The organism is Providencia sp. PROV122 (genome assembly GCF_028482365.1).
Lineage (GTDB): Bacteria > Pseudomonadota > Gammaproteobacteria > Enterobacterales > Enterobacteriaceae > Providencia > Providencia stuartii.
In genome coordinates, this window is the sequence record NZ_JAMPQI010000028.1 from 14,267 (window position 1) to 39,939 (window position 25,673).

General features: G+C 42.3%; 18 protein-coding genes. 10 read left to right on the forward strand and 8 right to left on the reverse strand.

Features of this window, described 5'->3' with window-relative positions; all coding sequences use genetic code 11:
- The first annotated feature begins 92 nt into the window (after positions 1-92).
- Positions 93-4,532: a hypothetical protein gene (locus PSE69_RS17110; RefSeq protein WP_121875015.1), complete on the forward strand. Its 4,440-nt coding sequence runs from the start codon at positions 93-95 to the stop codon at positions 4,530-4,532.
- 38 nt (positions 4,533-4,570) lie between these two features.
- Here PSE69_RS17110 and emrD read toward each other — a convergent pair whose 3' ends face one another.
- Entirely contained in the window at positions 4,571-5,746 is a 1,176-nt protein-coding gene (emrD, locus tag PSE69_RS17115; RefSeq protein ID WP_272675299.1) for a multidrug efflux MFS transporter EmrD, read from the reverse strand.
- 402 nt (positions 5,747-6,148) lie between these two features.
- On the opposite strand from emrD, the gene fpr reads away from it, so the two are divergent.
- The gene (gene fpr, locus PSE69_RS17120; protein WP_040132576.1) at positions 6,149-6,895 is read left to right on the forward strand and encodes a ferredoxin--NADP(+) reductase; all 747 of its coding nucleotides are present in this window, start codon (positions 6,149-6,151) and stop codon (positions 6,893-6,895) included.
- A 38-nt stretch (positions 6,896-6,933) separates the two neighbouring features.
- Here the strand turns inward: fpr and PSE69_RS17125 are convergent, their stop codons facing one another.
- Positions 6,934-7,356 (reverse strand): DUF805 domain-containing protein, encoded by a 423-nt coding sequence (locus PSE69_RS17125; protein ID WP_014657237.1) that lies wholly within the window; start codon positions 7,354-7,356, stop codon positions 6,934-6,936.
- 53 nt (positions 7,357-7,409) lie between these two features.
- Between PSE69_RS17125 and PSE69_RS17130 the strand changes: the two genes are divergently transcribed.
- The 5 genes from PSE69_RS17130 (at position 7,410) to PSE69_RS17150 (ending at position 13,790) form a co-directional block, all read left to right on the forward strand.
- Positions 7,410-8,024 carry a DUF1454 family protein gene (locus tag PSE69_RS17130; RefSeq protein ID WP_004924673.1) on the forward strand — a complete coding sequence of 205 codons (615 nt, stop codon included), beginning with the start codon at positions 7,410-7,412 and terminating at the stop codon, positions 8,022-8,024.
- 186 nt (positions 8,025-8,210) lie between these two features.
- Positions 8,211-8,981 (forward strand): triose-phosphate isomerase, encoded by a 771-nt coding sequence (tpiA, locus tag PSE69_RS17135; RefSeq protein ID WP_141173085.1) that lies wholly within the window; start codon positions 8,211-8,213, stop codon positions 8,979-8,981.
- A gap of 475 nt (positions 8,982-9,456) precedes the next feature.
- On the forward strand, positions 9,457-10,404 hold the full coding sequence (locus PSE69_RS17140; protein WP_036942548.1) for an OmpG family monomeric porin: 948 nt from the start codon (positions 9,457-9,459) through the stop codon (positions 10,402-10,404).
- A gap of 423 nt (positions 10,405-10,827) precedes the next feature.
- Positions 10,828-12,708: a glycoside hydrolase family 3 protein gene (locus tag PSE69_RS17145; protein ID WP_141173086.1), complete on the forward strand. Its 1,881-nt coding sequence runs from the start codon at positions 10,828-10,830 to the stop codon at positions 12,706-12,708.
- A 125-nt stretch (positions 12,709-12,833) separates the two neighbouring features.
- Complete coding sequence (locus tag PSE69_RS17150) at positions 12,834-13,790, forward strand: OmpG family monomeric porin (protein WP_004924417.1); 957 nt, start codon at positions 12,834-12,836, stop codon at positions 13,788-13,790.
- Positions 13,791-14,757: 967 nt separating this feature from the next.
- Here the strand turns inward: PSE69_RS17150 and PSE69_RS17155 are convergent.
- The 6 genes from PSE69_RS17155 to PSE69_RS17180 all read right to left on the reverse strand — a co-directional run bounded on the left by PSE69_RS17155 (position 14,758) and on the right by PSE69_RS17180 (position 21,226).
- A complete protein-coding gene (locus tag PSE69_RS17155) occupies positions 14,758-15,759 on the reverse strand; it encodes a sulfate ABC transporter substrate-binding protein (protein WP_014657232.1) in 1,002 nt (333 codons plus the stop codon).
- Positions 15,760-15,945: 186 nt separating this feature from the next.
- On the reverse strand, positions 15,946-16,923 hold the full coding sequence (gene pfkA / locus PSE69_RS17160) for a 6-phosphofructokinase (protein ID WP_004924408.1): 978 nt from the start codon (positions 16,921-16,923) through the stop codon (positions 15,946-15,948).
- A gap of 543 nt (positions 16,924-17,466) precedes the next feature.
- Complete coding sequence (locus PSE69_RS17165) at positions 17,467-18,414, reverse strand: phosphatidate cytidylyltransferase (RefSeq protein WP_004924405.1); 948 nt, start codon at positions 18,412-18,414, stop codon at positions 17,467-17,469.
- Complete coding sequence (locus tag PSE69_RS17170) at positions 18,411-19,052, reverse strand: lysophospholipid acyltransferase family protein (protein ID WP_004924402.1); 642 nt, start codon at positions 19,050-19,052, stop codon at positions 18,411-18,413. The genes PSE69_RS17165 and PSE69_RS17170 overlap by 4 nt, the downstream gene beginning before the upstream one ends.
- Before the next feature lie 308 nt (positions 19,053-19,360).
- Positions 19,361-20,113, reverse strand: a complete 753-nt coding sequence (locus PSE69_RS17175) for a M48 family metallopeptidase (RefSeq protein WP_004924398.1) — start codon at positions 20,111-20,113, stop codon at positions 19,361-19,363.
- Positions 20,114-20,689: 576 nt separating this feature from the next.
- Entirely contained in the window at positions 20,690-21,226 is a 537-nt protein-coding gene (locus PSE69_RS17180) for a Spy/CpxP family protein refolding chaperone (RefSeq protein ID WP_014657231.1), read from the reverse strand.
- A gap of 153 nt (positions 21,227-21,379) precedes the next feature.
- On the opposite strand from PSE69_RS17180, the gene cpxR reads away from it, so the two are divergent.
- The 3 genes from cpxR (at position 21,380) to PSE69_RS17195 (ending at position 25,315) form a co-directional block, all read left to right on the forward strand.
- Positions 21,380-22,078: an envelope stress response regulator transcription factor CpxR gene (gene cpxR, locus PSE69_RS17185; protein ID WP_004924392.1), complete on the forward strand. Its 699-nt coding sequence runs from the start codon at positions 21,380-21,382 to the stop codon at positions 22,076-22,078.
- Positions 22,075-23,445 (forward strand): envelope stress sensor histidine kinase CpxA, encoded by a 1,371-nt coding sequence (gene cpxA, locus PSE69_RS17190; protein WP_004924389.1) that lies wholly within the window; start codon positions 22,075-22,077, stop codon positions 23,443-23,445. Before cpxR ends, cpxA begins: the two co-directional genes overlap by 4 nt.
- 430 nt (positions 23,446-23,875) lie before the next feature.
- The gene (locus PSE69_RS17195) at positions 23,876-25,315 is read left to right on the forward strand and encodes a capsule assembly Wzi family protein (protein ID WP_040132579.1); all 1,440 of its coding nucleotides are present in this window, start codon (positions 23,876-23,878) and stop codon (positions 25,313-25,315) included.
- The last annotated feature ends 358 nt before the right edge of the window (positions 25,316-25,673 follow it).

The window sequence follows — 25,673 nt, forward strand, 5'->3', positions numbered from 1 at the left end:
AATAATAAATTAGACATTCTCTATGCCTCATTGAAAAATGCAGAAATCCTAAATGGGATTAATGATATTTTTTAAGATGATGGAGAACGGCGATGGATAGCCAGAACAAATATCTAACGGATCTTAGTGATTTTTTACGCCATGAAATACACCAAGAACATATTAAATTCGGGTATTACCAATCTCGGGGCAGAGTGGCGGTGATCGCCCAAAATACAGCACTACTTAACGCCCTAAAGCAGGATCCAGACCAATCACCCGACAGCCAAACCCTGTTTTTAGTGATGAGTTGGTTGATGGGTAAACCACGACAACCCGCCAGCCGCACAACTCACTATCTCTTAAGCAGTATCAGCCCCGATAAATTTTCAGGCAGTACCATCCACCCTAACCACAATCTGTTTGTTGATACTTTTGATTCTCCTTATCAATGGCAGGAAGGTGAAACGCGGGCCGCTGAGCAACTGGCCGATGCCCTACTCCCAAGCGGGCAATGGCACCGCCACTACGATATCGTTGTACTGTCATCAAAGGCGACAGAGCAGCAAGTGTCTCTGATTCAACATTGGATGTTACTGACAGGGGGGAGCGTGTTAATCTATCAAGAGGAAGAAACTTCCTCCGCAATAAAAAAATTACTTGATACAATCATCCCTCCACATGACCGACATATCCGCCCATCGTCTACACAGATAGCATCAAACCAGCCCACACAAACAGGAATTGCCGTTTATAGCCAAAAGAAAACAGAGCCACAAGCAAATAGGCAGCCCACTCATATAATGACTCTTCCCCATTTGCAAAACTTAACATCGCCTCTTCCCCACCAGCAAATAGGTACCGTCTGGATTTATGATGCTAAGATCATTATCCCAAAAGCAGGGAAATACACCTTTGCACTTGATACATCAAGGATAGAGCAGGATATACAGCTAGAAATAGGAACTCAAAAAATAGCGGTGACAAAAGGGGAGCAAACCCCAACACTCACTTTCAACCATTTAAAGGAAGGTGAGCGATGCGCTATGCGGATCACCACCACAACCGATGGGCGACCTCCTGAGTTTCGTCTTGGTTGGGCACCACCAAATACCGACACATTAGCGTTGATCCCTCAAGATGCCTTTGTGCATGAGCCTATTTTGCAAAACTCAGCCCCCATAAAAAAAGCACCGCGATACCGTGACGAAATGCCACTTGCAGATGTGATGCGAATGGCGCCTTCTATTCATGGCGTCCAGCAGGTTATCTCACTCCCTTCAACAGCAATAAACCAACTGGCTTTAACCGACGAGCGACTGCGTGAAATTGAATACTTTTCTGTCACCTTAAAAAAAGGGAGCCAGCAACAAATCCTAAAATTAGATGATATTGCGCTCGCCTCACATGCATCATGGCAAACACTCGCTAAAGACATTGAACACAAAATTAATCAGCGATTAGCGCCATTAGCGGCTCCTATTACTGTTGATTACCGTGATCACACCTTAACCTTAAAAGGAAACGGGTTAACTTTCACACAATTTCAACTGAAAAAAAGCCAGCAGATCCCTTATGTTGAGATCTTAAAGAACGTCACAACCGTTCAAGCGCCACAATCCGTCACTCACTCTATTCATTTTACGTTAGAGCAGCTCAATAGCCTGACACATATCACCCTATCGTTAACAGGCAAACATGGTCGTCAAATCAACTTGATACGTCGCGCCTTCAAATCTGCTAACGTGCAATTTGCCTCACCAGAAGAATTTGCAGGCTACTTACAGCGTGTCCTTCGCCACTATAGTCAAGATACTTCACTACAGGTTGTTTGGGATGATAAAGATGAGCGCTTAAAGGTGATTGACCACGTTAATCGAGCGCTTAAAGCGCTTAGCTTTGGTTACCAAGAGCAAAAACACCCCTTAATCATTGCTGAAAACACAACTGAGTTGCCTAACCACCTCACCGTCGGGGCCATCACAGGAAAGTTGCCTCAACATGCTAATATTAGCCACTATCAACAACTCGAAGGGGCTAAGTCAGGCTCAATCAGGCTAAATAGCCATACTGGGGAATGGTTCTATCTGCCTAATCGCCGTTCGCCTTTTACTGGTCATGACCAATTTGATTTTGTGGCGATATTCAAGGATGGTCGGCGATCGGCTCCTCTATCCATCCAAATACAAACAGAAAAAGCACCTATCCTATCGCGTCTAGGAATAAGGACATTCAGTGTCCCCGACCCTATTTACAATCCACCAGCCGCACGTAACTACGCTGTACCTGAAGATATGCAAGTGCATGGCATTACCCTCACACAAACCCACCAACAGCATCCAGACTCCCCCTATTTAAGCTTAATCGCTCACCGCTGGGCGCTGGTTAAAGTCGATATTACAAGCCGAACCGCAGCGAATGCCCCCGATATTGTCGCTATTGTTAGCGATCAGCAAGGAAACGAACTAGGAAGGGTAAGATTGATGGGGCCGCGGCAACTTCCACAACAATTAGCCGATATGCCTGTCGCCCCGTCAGTCAGTCACAAAATTGCCGACCAGCTAAGCTACAGTGCCCCCTTAAAAGGAGCATGGATAAAACCCGATATTCGTATTCGTCTAATTGCGGATAATCAACCTATCACACTGCCTTACACCGATAGTGATGGCTACTTTTCCCCTAAGGTCACTGAGGTGCCCCCGCTGACCGCGCGAGTAGCAAGCCATCATCTCTATCAAACAGGAGAAGGGCTTTATGCATACTCTCCACTGAGTTGGGGAAAAGAGGCGGTTGCTAAGTTACCGGTCTCACAGCTTACGCTCCATAGTAGCCCGTCACATACACTTGCTCCTGTACTTTCGGGTTATATTCACCCTAATTTTTATGCCTCTACATTGACCATGCCGCAATACGATAAAAGAAACCCGTTCTTTGATCCTGCTAACTTGCACATTGCATGGGCCTACCAACAAAGTGATTGGATAAAAAAGGCTAACGGTACGCACCATGAGTTATATTATACGGCGATACAGCCATCGATTTACGGTTCATTGCTGGGAATGGCGTCACCACTTTTTGGTGGTGGGATCGCCCAATCAGATGTGTTATGGCATGAAATATTTGGGCATGGCTTAGGATTATCGCATACGAATCACCCATATTATCCATTTTCCAAACAGAGTAATGGCCCTGAAATTGCTTATGACCAAGCACGTAGCGCCTATATTACCTATCGTTATACTCACCCCGAAAATAGAAGCACTCAAGAGATCCGGCCTGCCATGTACCCAACGGCGGGGGAAAACAATAAGGCCCCCTATGATGCATTTATTCCCCATTCATCTCACTACAACCAGAAAATTCAGCGGTTTTTATCACGACCAATACCAACATCGAACAGACAGCAAAACCACCCTGTTTATTGGGTCAGTGGTTCGATAGTTACCTTACCCGATGGTAATAACCATCCTTATAGCCACCTTAATATTCAGCGTACTCTTGGGGATCTCCCTATCGTGGCACAACGAGACAAATTGCGTGATATACCCCATGTGTACTTATTAGTTGCCACTTATGCAACCCAAAATGGACTCATGACGACAGATAGCTGCCCGATTGAAGATATTAAATCCATTAGCTTAAATATGGCTGATCATGGCGAATTAGTGAAAATTCAAATAATGAAAGCCGATAATCAACAGCCGATTTACACCTATGCCAATCCGGACGCTTTAGCCAATCGGCTCTTTCACCAATATCAGGCCAATCAGCCATTACAATATGTCACTCTCGATAATTACTGGTGTGGTAGCCCGCTGTTCTGGTCTGCTACCGATCCCCATTTAATCGACTTTTCAACGGGTCGGGTCAACAATCAAAGGATAACCCCAAATAGCGCTCTGTGTGCTACTTGGATTAGCGATGGACAACGCCACCAACAATATTTCTCTTTGAGTGACCCTTGGGGTAAGAATGGGCAAATCAATACAAAGCAACCTTTTCTCCCCATCAACCACTTAACGTTGCAGGCTGACAGGCGAACAACACCCTTGGCGCATTACAATATCGAAGCGAATGCCCCACTGCTTGCCGATGTTTACATTAATCAAACTGTTGATATCACAACGCTACAACTCCCTAAAGAGCAACAGCATTATTGGGTAACCTTATTGGTCGAAGATCCATCAGGTGATATTCGTGAACAAACCCCATTAGCGCCGTGGCAGATCACTCGCCAAGGGGAGCTATTGTCGATTATTGGTACCACCGACAGCACACCAAACCTGAAAATAACGGCAATCCGAATTTATCTCGACAAACACCTGCAAGATGACACGCCCCCAAGTACGGTGACATTGACGCAAAACCACACCGCCACCATCACCGAAAATACACGCTTTTTGGATTATAACCAGCCAGTGATATTCAATCACATAGAGCAGCAACCGGAGCTAATCGCCATGATGGAGAAAACAGCAAATCAAACGATGGCAATAAATGAAGGGAGATTACCGAGCACGCCAAGGGTCATTTCAGCGCCCCTTACCGTATAAAACTAAGCAGGCGATGAGTGATCGCCTGCTATCACTGATTAAATCGTATGCTCTGTTCGATTCAAACGATGAGCCAACGGTAGCCAGCACAATAGCACCATCAGCAGCATCAATAAGCCCAAACTAAACTGCCCATTTTGCGGCAACAGTGCGGAAACCCATGTTGCCACCCCTGAACCCACATTCTGCATACCGCCGACTAATGCCCCAGCTGCTCCGGCCAAATAAGGGAAAGGCTCCATTGCCCCTGTTGTTGCTAAAGGGAATAGCATGCCCGCGCCGAAGAAAAACACCGAGGCGGGCACCAATAGCGTCCAGATATTCATCACCCCAAACCAGCCGGGGATCCACATTAGCAACCCTGCAATCAAGCAGCAGATCACGGACTGCCACATTAAATGGTAAAAACTTTTACCTTCTCGCCCTGCATACCAAGCGCCAAAAAATGCGGCAGGAATAGGAATAATAAATAAGATACTGACAGTAATACTATTCAAACCAAGTACACCGCCCATCAAAACACCGCTACTGGCTTCGAAAACCGCAATACCCGCCAGCGCACCGATCAACATAATTAAATAAGAAACAAAGGAGCCACTCGACAGTAACTGGTGATAAGAACTCAACATTCTGCGTTTTTCTGAAGACTCAGGGCGTGTTTCAGGTAGCCAGCGATACATGCTCACCAGCACAAAAGCGCCAAGAATAAACAAAAAGATATAACAAGCATGCCAACCCCAAAAATGAGCAAGCAATCCACCAAACATAGGCGCGAGCAGTGGGCTAACTAATACGCCCATGTTTAATAAACTATTTGCATAGCGCAATGAGGTTCCTTTGTAGAGATCACGAGGCATCGTACGCACCATGACCCCAGCCACCCCTGTACCCAGTCCTTGCAAGCCACTGGCGAGCACTAAAATATCCAGCGTTGGGGCAAAAAGTGCCAGCGTTGTCGCGAGTAAAAAGATGCTCATCCCAACTAAAATAACCGGACGGCGGCCAACTTGGTCAGATAACGGTCCATATATCAGTTGAGAGAAACCATAAGTAAACAAGTAAGCCGCCATGACTCGCTGCACTGAGCCAGACGGTTCACCAAAGTACACAGCGATGTCTGCAATAACAGGTACATAAACAGTCTGTGTCATTTGCCCTACCGCTGCTAGGGCGATCAGCAAGATCAGTAAATTAAAATGTTCCAGTTTTCTCATTTTCTTCTCAAAACCAATTTATCAACCTGAATGCACAGCCTAGCCATGTTATTCAATACAAATAACATGAAGGTTTAATTTCAGAGTGAAACCACAAAGAGTTATTGATTGTTTTCTTTGATAAAACGGTTAATCGGCAGTACATCATGCCCATGTCACCGTTGCGTGACTAAGATAACAAAACTAATTTTTTTTTCGAGGTAGGACAGCATTTTAATTAATGGTGCAATGTCAGCGATATTCGCCGGATATGGCAATAAAACTGTACATTAAATTTGTTTGTGATCTCTTAAAAAGAATAATTCACTAGAACACATTATCGATAAGCGCAAATAGTAAACTGATTTAGTATGAAACTCTGATAAGCAGCAAAGTTAGAAAAAAATCCAGAGGTGAATATTTATGGCTAATTGGGTTACCGGAACCGTTATTGAAGCAAAATTTTGGACAGATTCTTTATTCAGCCTAGTGATCAACGCCCCTATCAAACCTTTTATCGCCGGCCAATTTGCAAAACTTGCTCTCGAAATTGAAGGTGAACGAGTGCAACGTGCTTACTCTTACGTTAACGCCCCGAGTGACGATCGCCTTGAATTCTACTTTGTGGTTGTACCAAATGGTAAACTTAGCCCTAAACTGGCTCAATTACGCCCTGGAGATACCTTACAAGTTACGGATGAAGCGTCAGGCTTCTTTGTATTAGACGAAATTCCCAACTGCCAAAACCTTTGGATGCTATCCACTGGCACCGCGATAGGCCCTTTTCTATCGATATTACAAGAAGGCAAAGACCTTGAACGATTTGAAAAAATCGTACTTTTGCACGCGGTTCGCTACCAGAAAGATCTCAGCTATCTCCCCTTAATGGAGCAATTAGCCAAACGCTACCCAGAAAAGCTGCATTTAGTTACCGTTGTTAGCCGTGAACATTGCGACGATGCGTTATATGGACGTGTGCCAGCATTGATTGAAAACAATACGCTCGAAGAAGCCACTGGCGTTTCGCTTGATGCCACCAGCAGCCATGTGATGTTATGTGGTAACCCTGAAATGGTCAGAGATACTCGCGAGCTATTGGTAAAAACCCGAGGAATGAGCAAACACCTACGCCGTAAACCGGGTCATATCAGCAGTGAACAATATTGGTAACCATTTTAATCCCCCCTCTTTCACCCGTAGAGAGGGGGTCAAGACAGGTAATCAACAGATTGTGTTTTTTCACCATACTGATTTTCAGAATCCATCCCTACAAAAACACCACAGTCTAGTAACATAATCATAGCGATTAACAGCGGTAAAAAGCGCCCAATTCCCCACTGCCAAACAGGGGCTAATTGGCTAACATCCATTGAAAATAGGGCGAAAGCGAGGATCACCAGTGCAAACCAGCCACCGGGTTTCCCTCTGTCATGCAAACGCTTAGTAAATATTGCAGCTAGCGGATAAAGCAATAAAACCAGTAATACAATCACAACCGTTTCAGGTAATGCAAATGCATTTTGCAGTAACACAATGATTGTCATTAAAATAAAATACGATGCGATACCTGCCCAAAATGGTCGACGACCAATACGACCTTTGAAGGAGAAAGCCCATTGTTGTAATGTCATTACACCGGATCCTGATACAATATTAAAAACCATAAAATGAGTGGCAAAAACAAATGAAACAACACGCACTCCATTCAATTCACGTCATGATAACCGTTTTTGTACTTGGTTTGCCACAAATGACATTTGCGCAAAAAGTACCCACGCTACCGAATAGTGATTTTGAAGTCGCTTATTTAGCGCCGGATGCGCCTTCGTTTGACCTTACCATCCCACAGTTTCGTAACCAATTTAATCAAACAAACCCCAATTTACCACTACATGAATATAAAGTGATTGCAAGCCAAGACATTTCAGCTCCCTATATACGAGCGGCTTCTCGGATCAATGCCAATATCTATTCATCCGCCGTATTGGAGCGTGGAAGCGAGAAAATTAAAAGCTTACAGATCACGCTACTGCCAACCCGCGATAACAATGAGGCTCAAGCCAATCGACAATTGATGGAACGCTATGCGGTGGCTGTTATTCAACAATTTGATCCAACCGTTGCAATAGATAAAACCCCTGAATTGACAAAAGCACTAAAGGCATTCATCGCGAATAAAGAGCCAACCTATGCAGACGAAGTACGTTTAGGTGCGCTGCGCTACATTTTAGTAAAAAGTGAAAATAATGTGCTTACTTTTGCTGTTGAACCGATTAAGCTAAAGACAGAAGCACCTTAACCGGATAATGATCACAGCAATCGTCATCAGCGTGATAAAAAGCAAAGCTATTGTTATGTATTCTCTTTATACTTAACACCTAAATTTTTAAGGTCCATAACAGAAAAATTTTTCTCGTTGCACCCCGTGTTACACAGCAGCGAGTCACTTATTGATAAATCAAACTCTCTGGTTGGAGGAAACAACATGCGACATCCATTGGTAATGGGTAACTGGAAACTGAACGGCAGCACTCACATGGTTAATGACCTGATTGCTGGCCTACGCAACGAGCTGAGCAGTGTTGATGGCTGTGACGTAGCAATTGCGCCACCGGCTATTTATCTGACTCAAGCAAAACATGCGCTTGCAGGTAGCCGTATCGCCCTAGGTGCACAGAACGTTGACGTCAATCTTTCCGGCGCATTTACTGGTGAAACATCTGCCGAAATGCTCAAAGATATCGGCGCAAAATACATTATTATCGGTCACTCAGAGCGTCGCACCTACCACAAAGAAAGCGATGAGTTTATTGCTAAAAAATTTGCTGTACTGAAAGAGCAAGGCTTGGTTCCTGTTCTTTGTATCGGTGAAAGCGAAGCAGAAAATGAAGCAGGTAAAACAGAAGAAGTGTGCGCTCGCCAAATCGACGCTGTACTCAATACACTAGGCGCCCAAGCATTCCAAAATGCGGTCATCGCTTATGAGCCAATTTGGGCTATCGGTACAGGTAAATCAGCGACGCCAGCTCAGGCTCAAGCTGTTCATAAATTTATCCGTGACCATATTGCGAAAAAAGATGCTGCGGTTGCTGCGCAAGTCATCATCCAATACGGTGGTTCAGTCAATGCAGGCAATGCAGCAGAGCTATTCACTCAACCGGATATCGATGGTGCACTTGTTGGTGGCGCATCACTTAAAGCAGATGCTTTTGCTGTTATCGTTAAAGCAGCCGCTGAAGCTAAAAAAGCCAAATAATTTATATTTCATTGATAATAACCGCCAATATTTATTGGCGGTTTTTTTATTTAATGCCATAATTAAAAACATAATCCCCCTATTAAGGAATAATAAATAATTATATTTGAAACGATTATATTAACTTAATGCGATCACAAAAACAGAAATTCCTTAATGCAAATTATTCTTTCAATATTTTATTTATTCCCAATAGAAAAAAACTTCAAATCATCAATATAAAAAACCACACATCTTACTAATAAACTTGATTATTCCTGTTATACCTCCGTTTGAGAATACTGGACACCTCTTATCTCCCAACATTATATTGGCCTCGTTTGTGATTATTGTTTTATCTATTTATCTTTATGAGAAAGATATTTAAATAAATAGATTAATCATCTCATTAATATCAACAAACAATGGTCGCCACCTATTTAAGAAATATTGTCATCGGCGTTTATAAAATAAAACATTCGCTATAAGGATGATTATGGAATATTTAAAAGGTTTAATTCTAAGCACTGCAATAATACTACCTGCAACTGCGGTATCTCAAACAAATAATGATTATTGGCATGTTGATACTGATGTTTATATGGAACTTGAAGAGTACCGCGGTCAACGGGATAGTTTCGATAACAAAGTTTTCGATAAAACCAGTATGGTCGGTAAACTTAGCCTCACTAACCCATCTTCACTTTGGAGCTTCCATTTAGAACATCGAGAATCCTTACGCAACTATGGGCGTAATTTTTCAACGTCTCGTGATTCCTATATTCGCAATCGAACTCAAATTGGGGCCACACGCCAACTTTATCGTAGTACAGACGCCGTATTGAGCCTAAACGGCACCTACCGTAAAGAGTCCAATGATTCTGCACCCAACACCCTATCACGCTCATCCAACAGCTTATATTGGTTAATGCCGGCAGGTAGCTTTGCTTTTAATAAGAAATGGTCATTCGATTTCTGGGATGCTTTTTACTATTACAGTAACTTTTTAAAGTCAAACAACTATGAATGGGAAGCTGAACATGGTGTCACCTATAAATACTCTGACACGATTACGGCAAAACTGACGTTATACAGTGATAGAGTTTGGGATAAAGATTTCAAGAACATTTTCTCGCAAGATCAGATCAGGGTGTACCTACCCATTAAGCTGAGTGATCAATGGGAAATTTCCCCCTATTTCCGCTACTTCCTGAATGAAAGCAGTTATGATCAGCGCAAACACTTAACTCAGAAAGTAAAAAATGGTTATCGTATTGGTACGCAGGTAGCCTACAAGCTAACGCCAAAACTGACTTTATGGGGGGGTGCTGCTATTGAACCCACACAGTGGAAGTACCCAAAAGACGATGATATGACTTCTGGAACCAATAACAGGCAAACCTTTTATTTAGGACAGATTGGCTTCAAATATAGCTGGCAGTGATAAAACAGCGTACCACCTTCTTATTTTATAACTTTAAAAAAGTCGCCAGAAATTTTCTGCGACTTTTTTATTAAACCCTCTATTTTACGTTAATAAAAACAATAAAATTACACTTAACATATTAATCAGAATAAAATTAGAGCGTAAGACAACCATTTAGATGATTAATTTATTTCGTCGACTTTATCGTCAAGATCACATAAAGAAATAATTCCAAAACGGAATTATTCTACAATTTCGCTGATTATTCCAGATAATTTACCCATTTAAAATCAATAAGATAATTGCAGGCTTCTCAATTATTAAATAATCGACTATTCTTATTTAATAACGGATAAGAATAGTCTTAACTGTGATTAATCTCACTTTACAATTAATTTACGATACTTATTATTCATCGAAAAATAACCAAGGACTGATTCGATGAAAAATCTGACTCTACTTTCTCTGTGCTTACTCAGCGCAATGTCGTTAGCCGACCCCCTTTCGCAAACACAACTCAACGAATTGTGGAAAGATAAACAAAAATCGGCTGATGAAATTGTGAAAAACATGTCTGAAGCTGAAAAAATCGGCCAACTTTTTATGTTGGATTTCCGTTATTGGAATAAAGACAGCAAAGGCGAGCCTGCACCATTTCTAGCGATGAATGACGAAGTCGCTAAGGTCATTAATCAATACCATTTAGGCTCTGTTATTTTATTCCGTGAAAACCTTATTGATACCCCACAAACCGTTGAATTAATTAATCAACTACAAGCCTCACGGAGTAATTTGCCACTCTTTATTGGTACTGACCAAGAAGGCGGCTATGTGACTCGCCTCCGTGTCGGCACCGAAATGCCTGGCAATATGGCATTAGGGGCAACACGTAACCCAGCTCTAGCGGAATTGACGGGTATGATCCATGGCTATGAATTATCTAGCCTTGGCTTTAATATCAATTTTGGCCCCGTTGTTGATGTCAATAACAACCAAAACAACCCTGTCATTGGTGTCCGCTCTTACTCCGACAACAAAGAGCTTGTTGAAGCGCTATCAACCAATTACATCAAAGGGATCCACAAATATAATTTATTGACCTCACTGAAACACTTCCCCGGACACGGTAATGTTTCCTCTGACTCTCATGTCGACTTACCCGTAGTGAATTCCGATGCTAAAGCTTGGCGCTCCACAGAATTACCGCCGTTCCAATATGCGCTGAGTCATGGTGCTGATGCGGTAATGACAGCACACATTATTGTGCCTGCATTAGATAACAACAAAATCAAAACATTATCAGGAAAAGAGGTTGGCACTCCTGCCACGCTTTCCAAGCCGATCCTGCACGGTGTTTTACGTGATGAACTCAAATACAACGGTCTTATCATCACCGATGCTATGGATATGGGGGCAATCGCTGATAACTTTGATATGAACTGGGCTGTGGAAACGTCACTGTTAGCAGGCTCCGATATTATCCTTATGCCAATCAAAATGTGGGATAGCGAAGCGGTAACACGCTTAGACAATATGTATCGCCACCTTGAGAGCGAAGCCAAGAAAAATCCTGAGTTAAGGAAACGGATTGATGAGTCGGCAAAACGTGTCGTGCTGAAAAAGTTACAGCAGGAGATCACCGCACAGCCTGTTGATTTAAACAATGCTCAACTTGTTGTCGCCTCAAAGAGCCATAAAGACTTAGAAAATATGGTTTCCGAGCAAGCTATCACACTGATTAAAAACGATAATATTCTACCTTATGTTCTCAAACCACAAAATCGCATTCTGGTGATTTCTGATGAAAACCCACGTAACACATTAATTCAAAAGCACTTAAATGATATTGCTAATGAAACGGGTGTCGCGATTGAGAGCCAAACTGCAATGATCAAACTGGCTGAAAATACGCTTAGCGCAAAAGAGGTTCAATCGCTCTTAAAAGGCCGAGATCTCGTATTACTGACGACGTATAACCTAAAAGATAACCCTGCTAATGCACAGTTGGTGATTGATGAGGCTAACAAAGCGAATATTCCGGTTGTCGTTATTTCATCACGTAACCCATATGACATCGCTTACCTAAAAGGCGTCAAAGCGAATATCGCTATCTACGGTATTACAGGGTTTGATATCACCAATAACAACCGTAATTCACTGGAAACCAACATTCGTAGTGGATTACGTACGCTATTTGCAAATCCACAGGCACAACCTCTAAATCCACCAAAAGGGCTATTACCCGTTAACATCAAAAATCCACAAGGTAACAAAATTCTGTTCCCTTATGGTCACGGTGAAACCTACAACACGACTCACTAATTTATTTTCTAAACAAGGTTCTTCCCAGCCTTGATATCCAAAGCGATATCAAGGGCTGGTTGCTACACCCTAAATAAACTGACACTGCTATTTCATAAACAATAATTAAAAATTAAAGGATCATCATGAAAACATCTTTGAATGGTTTACTCTTTCTCGCCACCACAACACTAACAACGTCTGCATTAGCTGTTGAGACGGTGAATAATGACTACTGGCGCATTACCTCCAATGTCTATATGGAGCTGGAGAAATTTGAAGGCCACCATAATACCAGCGGCGGTAAGGTCTACGACAAAACCACCATGATCGGCCAACTGTTTCTGTCAAACCCTGAATCTAAATGGAGCTTTTTTCTTGAGCACAAAGAGTCATTAAGAAGCTACAACCACAACTTTTCAACCTCAAAAGACTCATTTATTCGTAACCGTACTCAAATCGGTGCGACACGAAAAATGTATTCTAGCGATGTAGGCCAATTCAACTTAAACGTAACCTACCGTAAAGAGTCTAATGATTCCGCACCAGGTACTATGGCTCGCCCATCGAATACACTCTTTTGGTTAATGCCTAGTGGTACTTATCACTTTAACGACAAATGGGCATTTAATTTCTGGGATGCCTTTTATCATTATGACAACTTCCATGCGCCCAATAGTTATGAATGGGAATCTGAACACGGTATTGTTTATAAGATCAATGATTCCGCCACCGCCAAACTGTACATGTATACCGACTGGACGTGGGATAAAGACTTCAATAAAACATGGGAACAAAATCAGATCCGCGGCTACTTCCCAGTGACCTTGAATCAGGATTGGAGCATCATGCCGTACTTCCGCTATTACCTGAACGAGCACAACTATGATAGTAACCAGCGCACGACCCAGAAAGTGAAAGATGGCTATCGTGTCGGCACCCAAGTTTTCTATAATTTGACCCCAAAACTGACGCTATGGGGCGGATTTGCCGTTGAGCCAAGTACATGGGAAAACCCAAAAGGGGCGGGGATCACCTCTGGCAGCAACAACCGCCAGACATTCTACCTAGGCCAACTGGGTGTCAAATACGTATGGCAATAAGCTAAAAAACAGTGACTGGCTTCTCCCTCACAAGTCAGTCACTCTCACTATAAAAAGCTTTTTTGGTATCCGCGACGAGTATTGCTCAACAGAGATGAGCTTTGCTTAAAATCCTCAATGCTATGAATGCTCGTCAGGATATAGTGCTAAGAGTATGCGATTTTTTTATTTTGAAGAAAACGCCCCATAAATTAGAGCGATTATTTTTCTGAGTATACTCAGCACGCAATCTGTCACGATTGCAGGTACAGTCATGACAATCGACAGGCCTTGTATGTAACAAAAAAATATAATGTGCTCAACGAATGCAAGTGATAACTCTGGGGAGTTATATGATTTAGGCGATAGAGAGTACAAACGAAAATACCAAATAACAGAAGTTATAAAACACGGTAATATAAAATACAGTAACACGCGATAAAAAAAATGAATTCGCGTTTTAAGGTAATAGTAATATACCGGCGTCAGTATAATTACATAGGCGAGCAAGGCAAAATTCACGACTTTAAAAAACGCGTATGTGACTTCATAAAAGCCGTTCTGTTCAGTGTATAGCGTCCTAAAAACTTGAAGAATGACTGTCAGATAATAAAAAATCACCCCCACACAAAGAGAGATGTAAGAAATAAGCGCGGAATACTGATTATTTTTCAGAAATAATTGGCGTAGTAATGTCAGCATAGTTTTTCGACATGGGTAATATTTTGCCTAAGTAAGATCGAATATCCGGTTAGATAGACACAAATTCAGCAGTGCGGTCTTTTTGATATTGATTATCTTGTGAATGATAAAATGGACAACAGGCGGAGATCAGCCCTTGTTTATTCCCATTTAGGGGAAGTCGATGATGCCCGCCGTGATGACACGTTCTTGGTTTTCCATTAATTTGCCTTAAGTTAATTAACGCATTTTATTTCACTTAAGGCAATGGATTTATTTACAATAACTCAGCTTAAAACCTAACCAACTAATCGCGACGGCTTATTTCATCAAATACGCCGCCGTTAGAGAAATGCGTTGTTTGAGCTTTTTCCCAACCGCCAAACAAATCGTCCACTGTAAATAATTTCAACTTCGGAAAGCGCTGCTGATATTTCTGAGCCACTTCCTCATTACGTGGTCGATAGTAATTTTTCGCGGCAATCTCTTGCCCTTCAGGCGAATATAAATATTCTAAATAGGCTTGAGCCACTTCTCTACGCCCGCGCTTATCAACGGTTTTATCAACGACGGCCACTGTTGGCTCTGCTAAAATTGAGATACTTGGCGTCACAATTTCAAATTGGCCATTTTCACCAAGCTCATTAATCGCTAATAACGCTTCGTTTTCCCATGCAATCAACACATCCCCAATTCCCCGCTCAACAAAGCTATTTGTCGCCCCGCGAGCACCTGAATCTAGTACCTCAACATTTTGATAAAGCTGTTTAACAAATTGCTTGGCTTTCTCTGGGTCATGATGATTTTTTTCTAATGCATACCCCCAAGCACCGAGGTAATTCCAGCGTGCACCACCTGACGTTTTAGGATTTGGCGTGACAATCGCAACATCTTTACGGATCAAATCATCCCAATCTTGGATATTTTTAGGGTTTCCTTTACGCACAAGAAAAACAATCGTTGAGGTATAAGGTGCGGAATTATCGGGTAAACGAGTGATCCAATTCTTATCAATACGTCCACTCTTCGCTATCGCATCCACATCGTAGGCTAAAGCCAGCGTCACAACATCCGCTTCTAAGCCATTAATAACAGAAGTGGCCTGCTTTCCTGACCCGCCATGAGACTGACGGATAGTTACCGTATCCCCGGTTTTTTCTTTCCAATACTGACTAAAGGCTTGGTTATATTGCTGATAGAATTCTCGAGTGGGATCATAAGAAACGTTTAATAATTGGATGTCTTTTGCCCATGCGCTTGCTGTGAGCGCTAATAATAATGTGGTTGTTACCTGCCATTTACTCGCCATTCTTCCATTCCTCATCAATCAATTGTTAAGGAAGGCTGACAGATCTCATCAATAACATGAAATAATTAAAAATGACAAATTATGCAACAAAAGAATATAAGGCAGAAAAATCAGGCAGAGAGATCAAACCTGCACGGCACTGAAACGGCACCGCACAGGTGAGATTTGCAATCGTAGAGGTAGAGATTAATACAGTTTTTTCGCTGTGTCGTACCACTCTTTCTTAAATACACGCTTCATATTCATTACAGCATCAATGATATCGTGGTGAACCAGTTTTTCATTTTGAATACCGACACAACGACCGCCGTAACCTTCTAATAATAGCTGAATAGAGTAGGCTCCCATGCGCGATGCGAGAATACGGTCATAAGCCACTGGCGAGCCACCACGCTGAATATGCCCCAATACCGTTGCGCGCGTTTCATGATGCGTTTCTGCTTCAATATATTTCGCTAGCTCATCAACATCGCAAACATGCTCAGTGATTGCCACAATGGCATGGCGTTTACCTTTCTCAATGCCTTGTTTTATCTCAGATAACAGCTCTTCGCGGTCAAATGACATTTCATTTTCAGGCAGAACGATAAACTCACAACCACCCGCAATCGCAGCCGAAAGCGTCAGATCGCCACAATAGCGCCCCATAACTTCAACAATCGAAATACGTTTATGAGACGTCGAGGTGTCACGCAGACGGTCAATCGCTTCCACTACCGTTTCAAGTGCGGTGAAATAACCAATGGTATAGTCCGTTCCCGCCACATCATTATCGATGGTTCCCGGCAAACCAATACAGGGGAAACCTGCCTCTGTCAGTGATTTTGCCCCTAGGTAAGAGCCATCACCACCAATCACCACCAGCGCATCAATATGATTTTTTTTCAGATTATCAATGGCAACAGCACGAACTTTTTCATCGCGGAATTGAGGGAAACGAGCCGAGCCAAGGAAGGTGCCACCGCGGTTAATCATGTCAGAAACACTATAGCGATCTAGCTGTTTCATACGGTTTTCATATAAGCCTAGATACCCATCATAAATACCCATGACTTCTAAACCTTCGCTCAGTGCAGCACGTACAACACCACGGATTGCAGCGTTCATACCCGGTGCATCACCACCACTTGTTAGTACCCCAATTCTTTTAATCTGTTTGACCATGATGACCTCTGATTAATGAATATAAATTGCAAATCGATGAAAAACACAATGATATCGTACTTTTCTAACGTACATTCTGTTATAAACAACTCATGCTGAATTGATTCACCTAGCGTTATAATAAGACAAAGGAACCTATCTATACCTGCTTTCTATCAAGCTTTGCTTGTTTATTGTGATCCAGCTTACACAATTTTAGTCTATAAAACGGATTGCCGCAGAAGCAGAGGCTCACTATAGCGGGTGTTGTCTTACTTCGAAACAAAAATTAAGTGCATATCATAGCATTTATGTAACATAGAAGCTTAACCTTGCGAGTTAAAAGTAAACAGAGGCGCCTACTACCCACACGATAAAAAATAAATGTTCACTGGCTTTCTCAAAACCAAAGCGAAACTACGCAACTGAGCCGTTTTGGCTCAAGCGTTTATTGATTGATTGAGTGAGTGAGAAACAAAAAAGCCCCGTTAGCGGTTATGGTTAACCAACGGGGCTCCATTTTCAAAGGCTAATACTTGGAGTCATCAGGCACAAGGCCTAAGATTAAGTATAAAAATAGCGTGTTAGATGGAAGAAGATTGGCGCGGCAAAGCATAAAGAGTCGATACGATCTAGCATCCCGCCGTGCCCTTCGATTATGGCGCCAAAATCTTTGATGCCGCTATCGCGTTTGATAGCAGACATACATAATCCTCCCACAAAGCCCATTAGGGTAATCGCCAGTGACATTAGCCCTGCTGCCCACCAACTAAATGGGGTTACCCAATACAAGCAGATACCAATTAGCACGGAAGATAAAATGCCACCAACAAAGCCTTCAATGGTTTTGTTCGGGCTTAATTTTGGCACAATAGGATGTTTGCCAAACAATTTTCCAAACACATATTGCAGCACATCAGAAAGTTGCGTAACCACAATCAAGAACAGCAGCAGTTTGACGTTTTCCCCCTCATAACCTTGAATATCCAACATCAACAAGGCTGGCACATGGCTTAAACAGAATACCGCGACTAACATCCCCCACTGAATTTTTGAGGTACGCTCGAGGAAATGATACGTATCTCCCGCTAAGGCAATGCGAGTAGGTAAGAAAAGGAACACAAACACCGGCACAAAGACTGAGAACATGCCATACCACTGAATGCCGACTAAAACATATTGCAGAGGGAGGAAAATAAAAAAGCACCAAAATAGGGCTTCATGGTCACTACGCCGAGTCGGTGTTAAGGTAATAAACTCCCGTAATGCAAAAAATGAGATCAGTGCAAATAAAATCACGACACCGATATTGCCAATCACAACGGCGAGTACACAGACAATACACATTAACCACCAAGCTCGGATCCGAGCATTCAAGTTATCAATGGTTGGATTGCTGTTATCCCCTGAATAACGGTAAGCGAGGATCCCGCCAATAATACTAGCGACCACAAGTATGCTAAAGACACCTGATAGCAATAACACGATTTCGCTATCCCAAATACTACTCATGGCATCAACTCCTCTAGTGCGAGTTTCGCACGCTCTAAGAATACGGCTTTTGGTTCATCCTCGCCTAATGGGGCTAATGGCTTGCCCACAACCGCAGAGCAGATCACCGGCACAACCAACTTCGACCCCTTTGGTAGTACGCGATTTAAATTCTCAAGGTACACAGGCACCACTTCAACATGAGGGTGTTTTTTGGCTAAGTGATAGATACCGCTTTTAAAATGACTTAATTCTTCGCCATCCCCGCGCGTACCTTCTGGGAACAAAATCAATGATTCTTGTTTTTCCAAGATCGCCTCAAGTGGCTCTAAGACATTCTCTTTCGCCGTTCCATCACCTTTACGGTCGATTAAAACAGCGCGAAAAACGTTATTGACTAGATAGCGTCGAAAGGGCGTTTTATCCCAATAATCTCTTGCGGCGACAGGGTGAACAGCATGGCGCATTAAAGGAGGTAATCCAGCCCAAATAACTAAACCATCAAGATGGCTGGAATGGTTAGCATAATAGATACGTGGTGTCATTGCCGGTTGGCAACCAACCCAACGGGTACGTACGCCCGTTAATAAACGACAAGTAAATGACAGCAACATTCCCATGCCTTTTGCTAGCAAAGAAATCCTCTGAGCTTTTTCCATTTTTATTCCTTGCGAATCGTTATTTTATTTTTGCTACCCAGCCACGACAAAAAATAGGGTAGCTATTTTTTAGCGAATACACCCAAAAAGAAATTCAAGCATCAAAATAGGCGGAGTTATTTTAGAGTGCAAGCAGCAAGGTCTGATTTCGTTTTTTTTGAGACAACATTCGCAGATAAACAGCAAAGAATAGATTATTAGCAAAAAGTTAATGGCATGATCACAAGATCAACACAAATGAAGATACAAAAAAGCAGTAAAGGCGGCACCTCTACTGCTTTTCAATATTATTCTAACTGAATAAATAATTATTTTTTGTCAGCCGCGATACGGTCACGGATATGTTGTGCACGCTCTGCTGACGGTGGGTGAGAATCGAACATGCTGCTTTCTTTGCTACCCATTTGAGCTAATTTTTCAAAACCAGTGACTAAGCCGTCAGTTTTAACACCGCGTTTTTTCAGCAAGTCATAAGAGAAATCATCCGCTTGGCTCTCTTGATGTTGAGAGAACTGAGAGTTAATCAGTTTTTCACCCAGCGCAGCTAATTGTGAAGAGCTGAGTTGCTCAACAACGCCACCCGCTGAAGCTGCTGCGGTACGCGCGGCAACCGCGGCATAAGCAACTTGCATTGCTTTACGTGTATGGCCGAGTGCAACGTGGCCCATTTCATGACCTAATACACCTTCAACTTCGTTATCATTCATGATATCCATCAGGCCGCTATAGACACGAACGCAACCATTCGCCATTGCCCAAGCATTCACATCATCAGTCATATAAACTTTGTAGTTAACTGGTGTGCCATCAATTTCATTGCCTAATGATTTAGCAATTTTATCTAAGCGTTTAGAGTACTTGCTTGAAGCGGGTGCAATTTTATTTTGTGCGTCCATTTCTTTACAAGATTGGTCGCTTAATTGCTTAACGTCACCATCCGTTAAAGTAGCGGCTTGGAATAATTGCATACCAGAGTTAGTTAGCATGCCTTGGTCTAAGTTTTTACATCCCGTCAAAATGACAGCAGAGACAGCGACTGCAACAAGAGCCTTCATTTTCATAATATTATTTTCCTTTGCAATACACACAACAATTTTACGGCATAAAGACTATGAATTTTGAGCAAAATAACAATAGGAATAGAGTGAGATCATCTTCATAAAATGAATTTAACCCGTTTTTTGTCTTAATAGCAAAATCATTGGAATAATAATTCGCTTTATCCAAAATAATTAACTAAATAATCAGTTTCTGTAGAGTCGAGTCTGAACAATTCACCACAAAGCGGCGAGCGACCAAACGCACAACACTAAGATAGGATAAAATTCGCAGGGCTTTGTCTACTTGATGATTAAAAATAGAAGCACTAAAGAGCGCCTTTGCCGTTGTTTCAGAACCTATATTATTTGCTCAGCATGTTTATATTATCGATAAAAACCTTCATCAACGGGGTGATCAAAAGGGAAGCATAGAGAGGGATCCATTTTTTATTTTAAAAGCTAAGCGCAAAAAAAAAGCCCCTAAAAGGGGCTGTAAAAGACAGGGATGGTGTCTATGGCAAGGAAAAAACTTCACTTATTGCTACTTCACTACTACGATCAAGAGAATTCGGTACTCAATAAATTTCATTCAATGAGTTATTGCAAAGCCTGATATTGAGACATTTTTTGTTGATGGATCTGCTCAAGTTGGGCTTTCTGCTCAGGTGTTAATAACTGATATAATTCATGATGAATTCGCGCCATTTCAACACGCTGAGTTAATTCTTTTTGCAAACTTTTTTCTAATTGGGCACGTACTGCCTGCTCATCAAAGTCGTCTGCGGTAATTAAACTGTGCAATGCTTCACGCTCTTGCACTGAAACTGGGTTATCAAATTGATAACGGCGTTGTGTTGCCATTAAATCACGTAATTGCTGGCGCTGTTTTTCATTTAACGTGATACCATTAAACATAAATGTACTCGTGCGTTCTTCACTACCAAACAGCTCATAATGCTGAAGTTTAGCCAACGCTGATGAGGTAGGCTCATTTTGCATTTGCAACATTAGGGGAGTCGAACCATCACCAGTTTGTGCCACATTTTCTGGTGTATCCCCAAAAGCCGTCACTGAGCCGAAAATGAATGCAGAGGCTAACGTCAACATTACTGTTGTTTGTGCTGTTCTTTGCATTTCTGACTCCTTGTTCTCGGACAGTGCTCGTGATTCAATGTGGACAACTATACGCCGGTGGCTGCAAACTAGCGTCAGAGCATGTAAAAGAACGTAAAGTCATGGAATCATGAAGATTGTTATCGTATTTTGGCAGTTGGAGGACTTAAACACATGCATAAAATCCTATTAGTTGATGACGACCGTGAACTCACGTCGCTCTTAAAAGAACTGCTCGAAATGGAAGGTTTCAACGTTGTCATCGCCTATGATGGTGAACAGGCTTTACAACAACTGGACTCGTCCATTGATCTGTTATTACTTGATGTCATGATGCCAAAGAAAAATGGTATTGAGACATTAAAAGAGTTGCGTCAAATCCACCAAACTCCTGTCATTATGTTAACCGCTCGCGGTAGTGAGCTAGACAAAGTGTTAGGCCTTGAGTTAGGTGCAGATGACTATCTTCCTAAACCTTTCAATGACCGCGAACTCGTTGCCCGTATCCGTGCACTATTGCGCCGTTCTAATTGGAGCGAACAGAATCAGGGCGACAATAGCAATACGCCTGTTCTGCAAGTTGATAAGCTACAATTAAATCCTGGTCGCCAAGAGGCCAGCTTTGATAACGAAATTCTAGACCTAACAGGTACTGAGTTCACGCTACTCTATTTATTAGCTCAGCACCTTGGTCAAGTCGTTTCAAGAGAGCATCTAAGCCAAGAAGTTCTTGGGAAACGCTTAACGCCATTTGACCGTGCTATTGATATGCACATTTCTAACTTACGCCGTAAATTGCCAGAGCGTACAGATGGTCAACCGTGGTTTAAAACTTTACGTGGTCGTGGATACTTGATGGTTTCAGCAACATGATAAATAGCTTAACCGCAAGAATATTTGCAATTTTCTGGTTTACCCTCGCACTAGTGTTAATGCTAGTGCTGATGGTACCCAAGCTAGACTCTCGGCAGCTCACTTCCCTTCTGGAAAGTGAGCAGCGCCAAGGGGAAATGCTTGAACAACACATCGAAGCCGAACTTGCACAGGCGCCGATGAATGACCTTCTTTGGTGGAGGCGGATTTCTAATTCCATCAAAAAATGGGCGCCTCCGGGGCAACGTCTGATCATTGTGACCAGTGAAGGACGTGTTATCGGGGCGATGCCCAGTGAAATGCAAGTGATCCGTAACTTTATCGGGCAATCCGACAATGCCGATCACCCGAAAAAGAAAAAATATGGTCGCGCGGAAATTCTTGGGCCTTTTTCCATTCGCGACGGTGAAGACCATTACCAACTCTATTTAGTTCGCCCAGCCAATAGCCCACAATCAGACTTTATTAACTTATTGTTTGACCGGCCATTCTTGTTATTAATTGCCACTATGCTGATTAGCGCCCCATTATTACTTTGGTTATCATGGAGCTTGGCACGCCCTGCCCGTAAATTAAAAATGGCAGCAGACGATGTCGCAAAAGGCAATTTACGACCACACCCTGAACTTGAATCGGGGCCGCAAGAGTTTCTTTCTGCCGGTAACAGTTTTAACCAGATGATTAGCGCGCTTGATGGCATGGTCACTGCCCAACAACGACTGATTTCTGATATCTCGCACGAACTACGGACGCCACTCACACGCTTACAACTGGCAACGGCACTCTTACGCCGCCGCCATGGTGAAAGTAAAGAGCTAGAACGTATCGAAACCGAAACGCATCGCTTAGATAGTATGATCAATGACTTACTCGTGCTATCACGCAGCCAGCACAAAAATGAGATCTTAAGGGAGAATATTAAAGCCGATGAATTATGGGGCGATATTCTAGAAGATGCTCGCTTTGAAGCAGAGCAGATGAATAAAACGTTAGATGTCACCGCCCCGCCAGGCCCATGGCCGATTTATTGCAATCCATCGGCGATAGGCAGTGCATTTGAAAATATCGTTCGCAATGCACTTCGCTACTCAAATACCCACATTGCGGTCAATTTTAAAGAGGAAAACAACGGCATCTTAATCACTGTCGATGATGATGGCCCAGGAGTTAGCCCCGCTGATCGCGAACACATTTTCCGCCCTTTCTACCGTACAGATGAAGCACGCGATAGGGAGACTGGCGGAACTGGCCTTGGCCTTGCGATTGTTGAAACCGCAATCTCACAGCATAAAGGCTGGGTAAAAGCAGACGATAGCCCACTTGGTGGCCTCCGTTTGCAAATTTGGTTACCCGAGCATGGTCGATAATCCCAATTAACTCTCGGCGCCTTAATATTCATTTGATTAAGGCGCCAATTTTATTCCCGCGCCAATATAAGTAATTTCACCTAATTAAAATCCGTTTAATCAATTTGCTATTCAATCATTTTAAGACAGTCAGTATCACCAAATAAGACAAATAGTTCCTCTAGCCTACTGTTTTAATTATGTTGTGATATATCATCATAAAAAGGCAATTTACCGCATGCGCCTATAATCTGCTTTTTATTTATTCAGAGTTTGCCTATTATATAAAAAAAACACCGCACACATGCCTAACTAATACGTCAAATAGAACAGTAAGATAATTGTGGGCGATATCGTACTTTACTCGTGTTCGGAATTTACTTATTACTTTTGCGCCTATTTTCGCGCTAAAACACAAAAAATTAGACGACTCAACTCAACGGATTCATCAATGAAAAAAATCAAGCTTACCAAGTTGGCCATTTTAACGGTATTGGGCGTAATGAGTGGCAATACTCTTGCTGGGGGTCTCGTTCTACCGGATAATAACTTACGAAACGACCTTGCATGGTTATCAGAACGTAATGTTATTCAAATCAGCCTTTCTACATGGCCCCTATCTTCAGAAGAAATTACCCGCTCACTTAATAATGCAAATATCACCAATAGTGAACAAGAAGCGATTGTGCAGCGTATTAAGCAACAACTCAGTCGCACTAAAAATAACCTCCAATTACAAACCTACCTGTCAACGAGTAAGCCATCCATGCCACAGGGGTTCGCACAAAGCGAATACAGTGATTTCCGTTATACCGTTGAAGGTAATTACAGCACCGATGATGTCGATTTAAATTTAAAAGCGAATGCTGAACGAGCGTTACGTGTTGAAAATGGCTCTGACTATAACCTTAATGGTTCTTACGGCGGCGTGAAAATTTGGAACCAATGGGTTAGCTTTGGTGAGATCCCTCAATGGTGGGGGCCCGGCCATGATGGTAGCTTGATCCGTACTGATGCAGCACGTCCTGTCACAGGTTTCCTGATACAGCGTGCAGACCAAAGTCCTTTTGAAACCCCTTGGTTATCATGGATTGGCTCATGGCAATATCAGCTTACAGCAGGCCAAATTAAGCAGTACTCCTCACAACCCCATACCAAGCTCATTGGTTTACGTATGACTATGAACCCAACGGATTTCTTTGAGTTAGGGGGTTCACGCGTAGTCATGTGGGGAGGTGAAGGTCGCCCTAACAACTGGAATTCTTTCTGGAATGCGATGGCCGGTAAAGATAACACAGGCGATCAAAATGATGACCCCGGTAACCAGCTTGCAGGGCTTGACGCTAAAATCAAACTCTACCCGCTGATTGGTTTACCTGTCAGTGTTTACGGCCAAATGATCGGTGAAGATGAAGCCGGTATGTTCCCATCGAAAAATGCTTTTATGGGGGGTATCGAAGGCTACCATACTGCATGGGGTCAGCCTTTAAGCTGGTATATTGAAGGTTCTAATACCCATACCGAATGGAACAAAAACGGCGTGATGTATCGTCACTTTATCTATAAAGATGGCTATTACCAACAAGGTGCACCTTTGGGTCATGCCATGGGCGGTGATGGGCGTATGTTATCAGCCAAAGTGGAATATACCCTTGACGATGATAACCGTGTTAGTACACGTTTAGTCTATGCCAAGGTCAATAAAGAAAGTTATCCACAAAACAAAATCTACCCTAAATCAGAAACAATCAAGGGTGTCGATTTAGGTTGGTGGCATAACTTTGATAACATGGTCAGCACCGATGCAAAAGTCTGGGTATCGAAAACAGATTACGACACCAGTGATGATATTGGTGCTTCCGTCATGGTAACCGTACCGTTCGAATGGTAATCAATCGCCATTAATAAAAGTGTTATATCCATGATAAAACTAGCCGCTGAATTATTCGCGGCTAGTTTTTTATTTCTAGTCGAAATTCGACTTATTTAGAAATCACACTATAATTATCAGCAAGGTTTATTTCTGATGCTTTTTTATTCATTTAATAAAATAATAAAATTAATTATTGCTCTTTATTAATTTAACGTCACTAAGGCGTATTAGCATAACCAAAAAATAAAAATGATATATTTCTAAATTATTTCACTTATCTTAACTCGATATTCGGGTATAGAAATATATCTCAATCGAATGAATAAAATACATCCATAAAAAATAAGGTTATTTCCTAAGATAGCAGATAAAATAT

What these genes read in the sequence shown, in the direction of transcription:
- PSE69_RS17195 (WP_040132579.1), top strand. Translation starts at nt 23,876, where the DNA reads ATGAAAAAAATCAAGCTTACCAAGTTGGCCATTTTAACGGTATTGGGC.
- emrD (WP_272675299.1), bottom strand. Translation starts at nt 5,746, where the DNA reads ATGAGAAAACTGGAACATTTTAATTTACTGATCTTGCTGATCGCCCTA.
- PSE69_RS17155 (WP_014657232.1), bottom strand. Translation starts at nt 15,759, where the DNA reads ATGGCGAGTAAATGGCAGGTAACAACCACATTATTATTAGCGCTCACA.
- PSE69_RS17180 (WP_014657231.1), bottom strand. Translation starts at nt 21,226, where the DNA reads ATGCAAAGAACAGCACAAACAACAGTAATGTTGACGTTAGCCTCTGCA.
- PSE69_RS17145 (WP_141173086.1), top strand. Translation starts at nt 10,828, where the DNA reads ATGAAAAATCTGACTCTACTTTCTCTGTGCTTACTCAGCGCAATGTCG.
- PSE69_RS17130 (WP_004924673.1), top strand. Translation starts at nt 7,410, where the DNA reads ATGAAACAACACGCACTCCATTCAATTCACGTCATGATAACCGTTTTT.
- pfkA (WP_004924408.1), bottom strand. Translation starts at nt 16,923, where the DNA reads ATGGTCAAACAGATTAAAAGAATTGGGGTACTAACAAGTGGTGGTGAT.
- PSE69_RS17175 (WP_004924398.1), bottom strand. Translation starts at nt 20,113, where the DNA reads ATGAAAATGAAGGCTCTTGTTGCAGTCGCTGTCTCTGCTGTCATTTTG.
- fpr (WP_040132576.1), top strand. Translation starts at nt 6,149, where the DNA reads ATGGCTAATTGGGTTACCGGAACCGTTATTGAAGCAAAATTTTGGACA.
- PSE69_RS17165 (WP_004924405.1), bottom strand. Translation starts at nt 18,414, where the DNA reads ATGAGTAGTATTTGGGATAGCGAAATCGTGTTATTGCTATCAGGTGTC.
- PSE69_RS17110 (WP_121875015.1), top strand. Translation starts at nt 93, where the DNA reads ATGGATAGCCAGAACAAATATCTAACGGATCTTAGTGATTTTTTACGC.
- PSE69_RS17170 (WP_004924402.1), bottom strand. Translation starts at nt 19,052, where the DNA reads ATGGAAAAAGCTCAGAGGATTTCTTTGCTAGCAAAAGGCATGGGAATG.
- cpxR (WP_004924392.1), top strand. Translation starts at nt 21,380, where the DNA reads ATGCATAAAATCCTATTAGTTGATGACGACCGTGAACTCACGTCGCTC.
- PSE69_RS17150 (WP_004924417.1), top strand. Translation starts at nt 12,834, where the DNA reads ATGAAAACATCTTTGAATGGTTTACTCTTTCTCGCCACCACAACACTA.
- cpxA (WP_004924389.1), top strand. Translation starts at nt 22,075, where the DNA reads ATGATAAATAGCTTAACCGCAAGAATATTTGCAATTTTCTGGTTTACC.
- PSE69_RS17140 (WP_036942548.1), top strand. Translation starts at nt 9,457, where the DNA reads ATGGAATATTTAAAAGGTTTAATTCTAAGCACTGCAATAATACTACCT.
- PSE69_RS17125 (WP_014657237.1), bottom strand. Translation starts at nt 7,356, where the DNA reads ATGACATTACAACAATGGGCTTTCTCCTTCAAAGGTCGTATTGGTCGT.
- tpiA (WP_141173085.1), top strand. Translation starts at nt 8,211, where the DNA reads ATGCGACATCCATTGGTAATGGGTAACTGGAAACTGAACGGCAGCACT.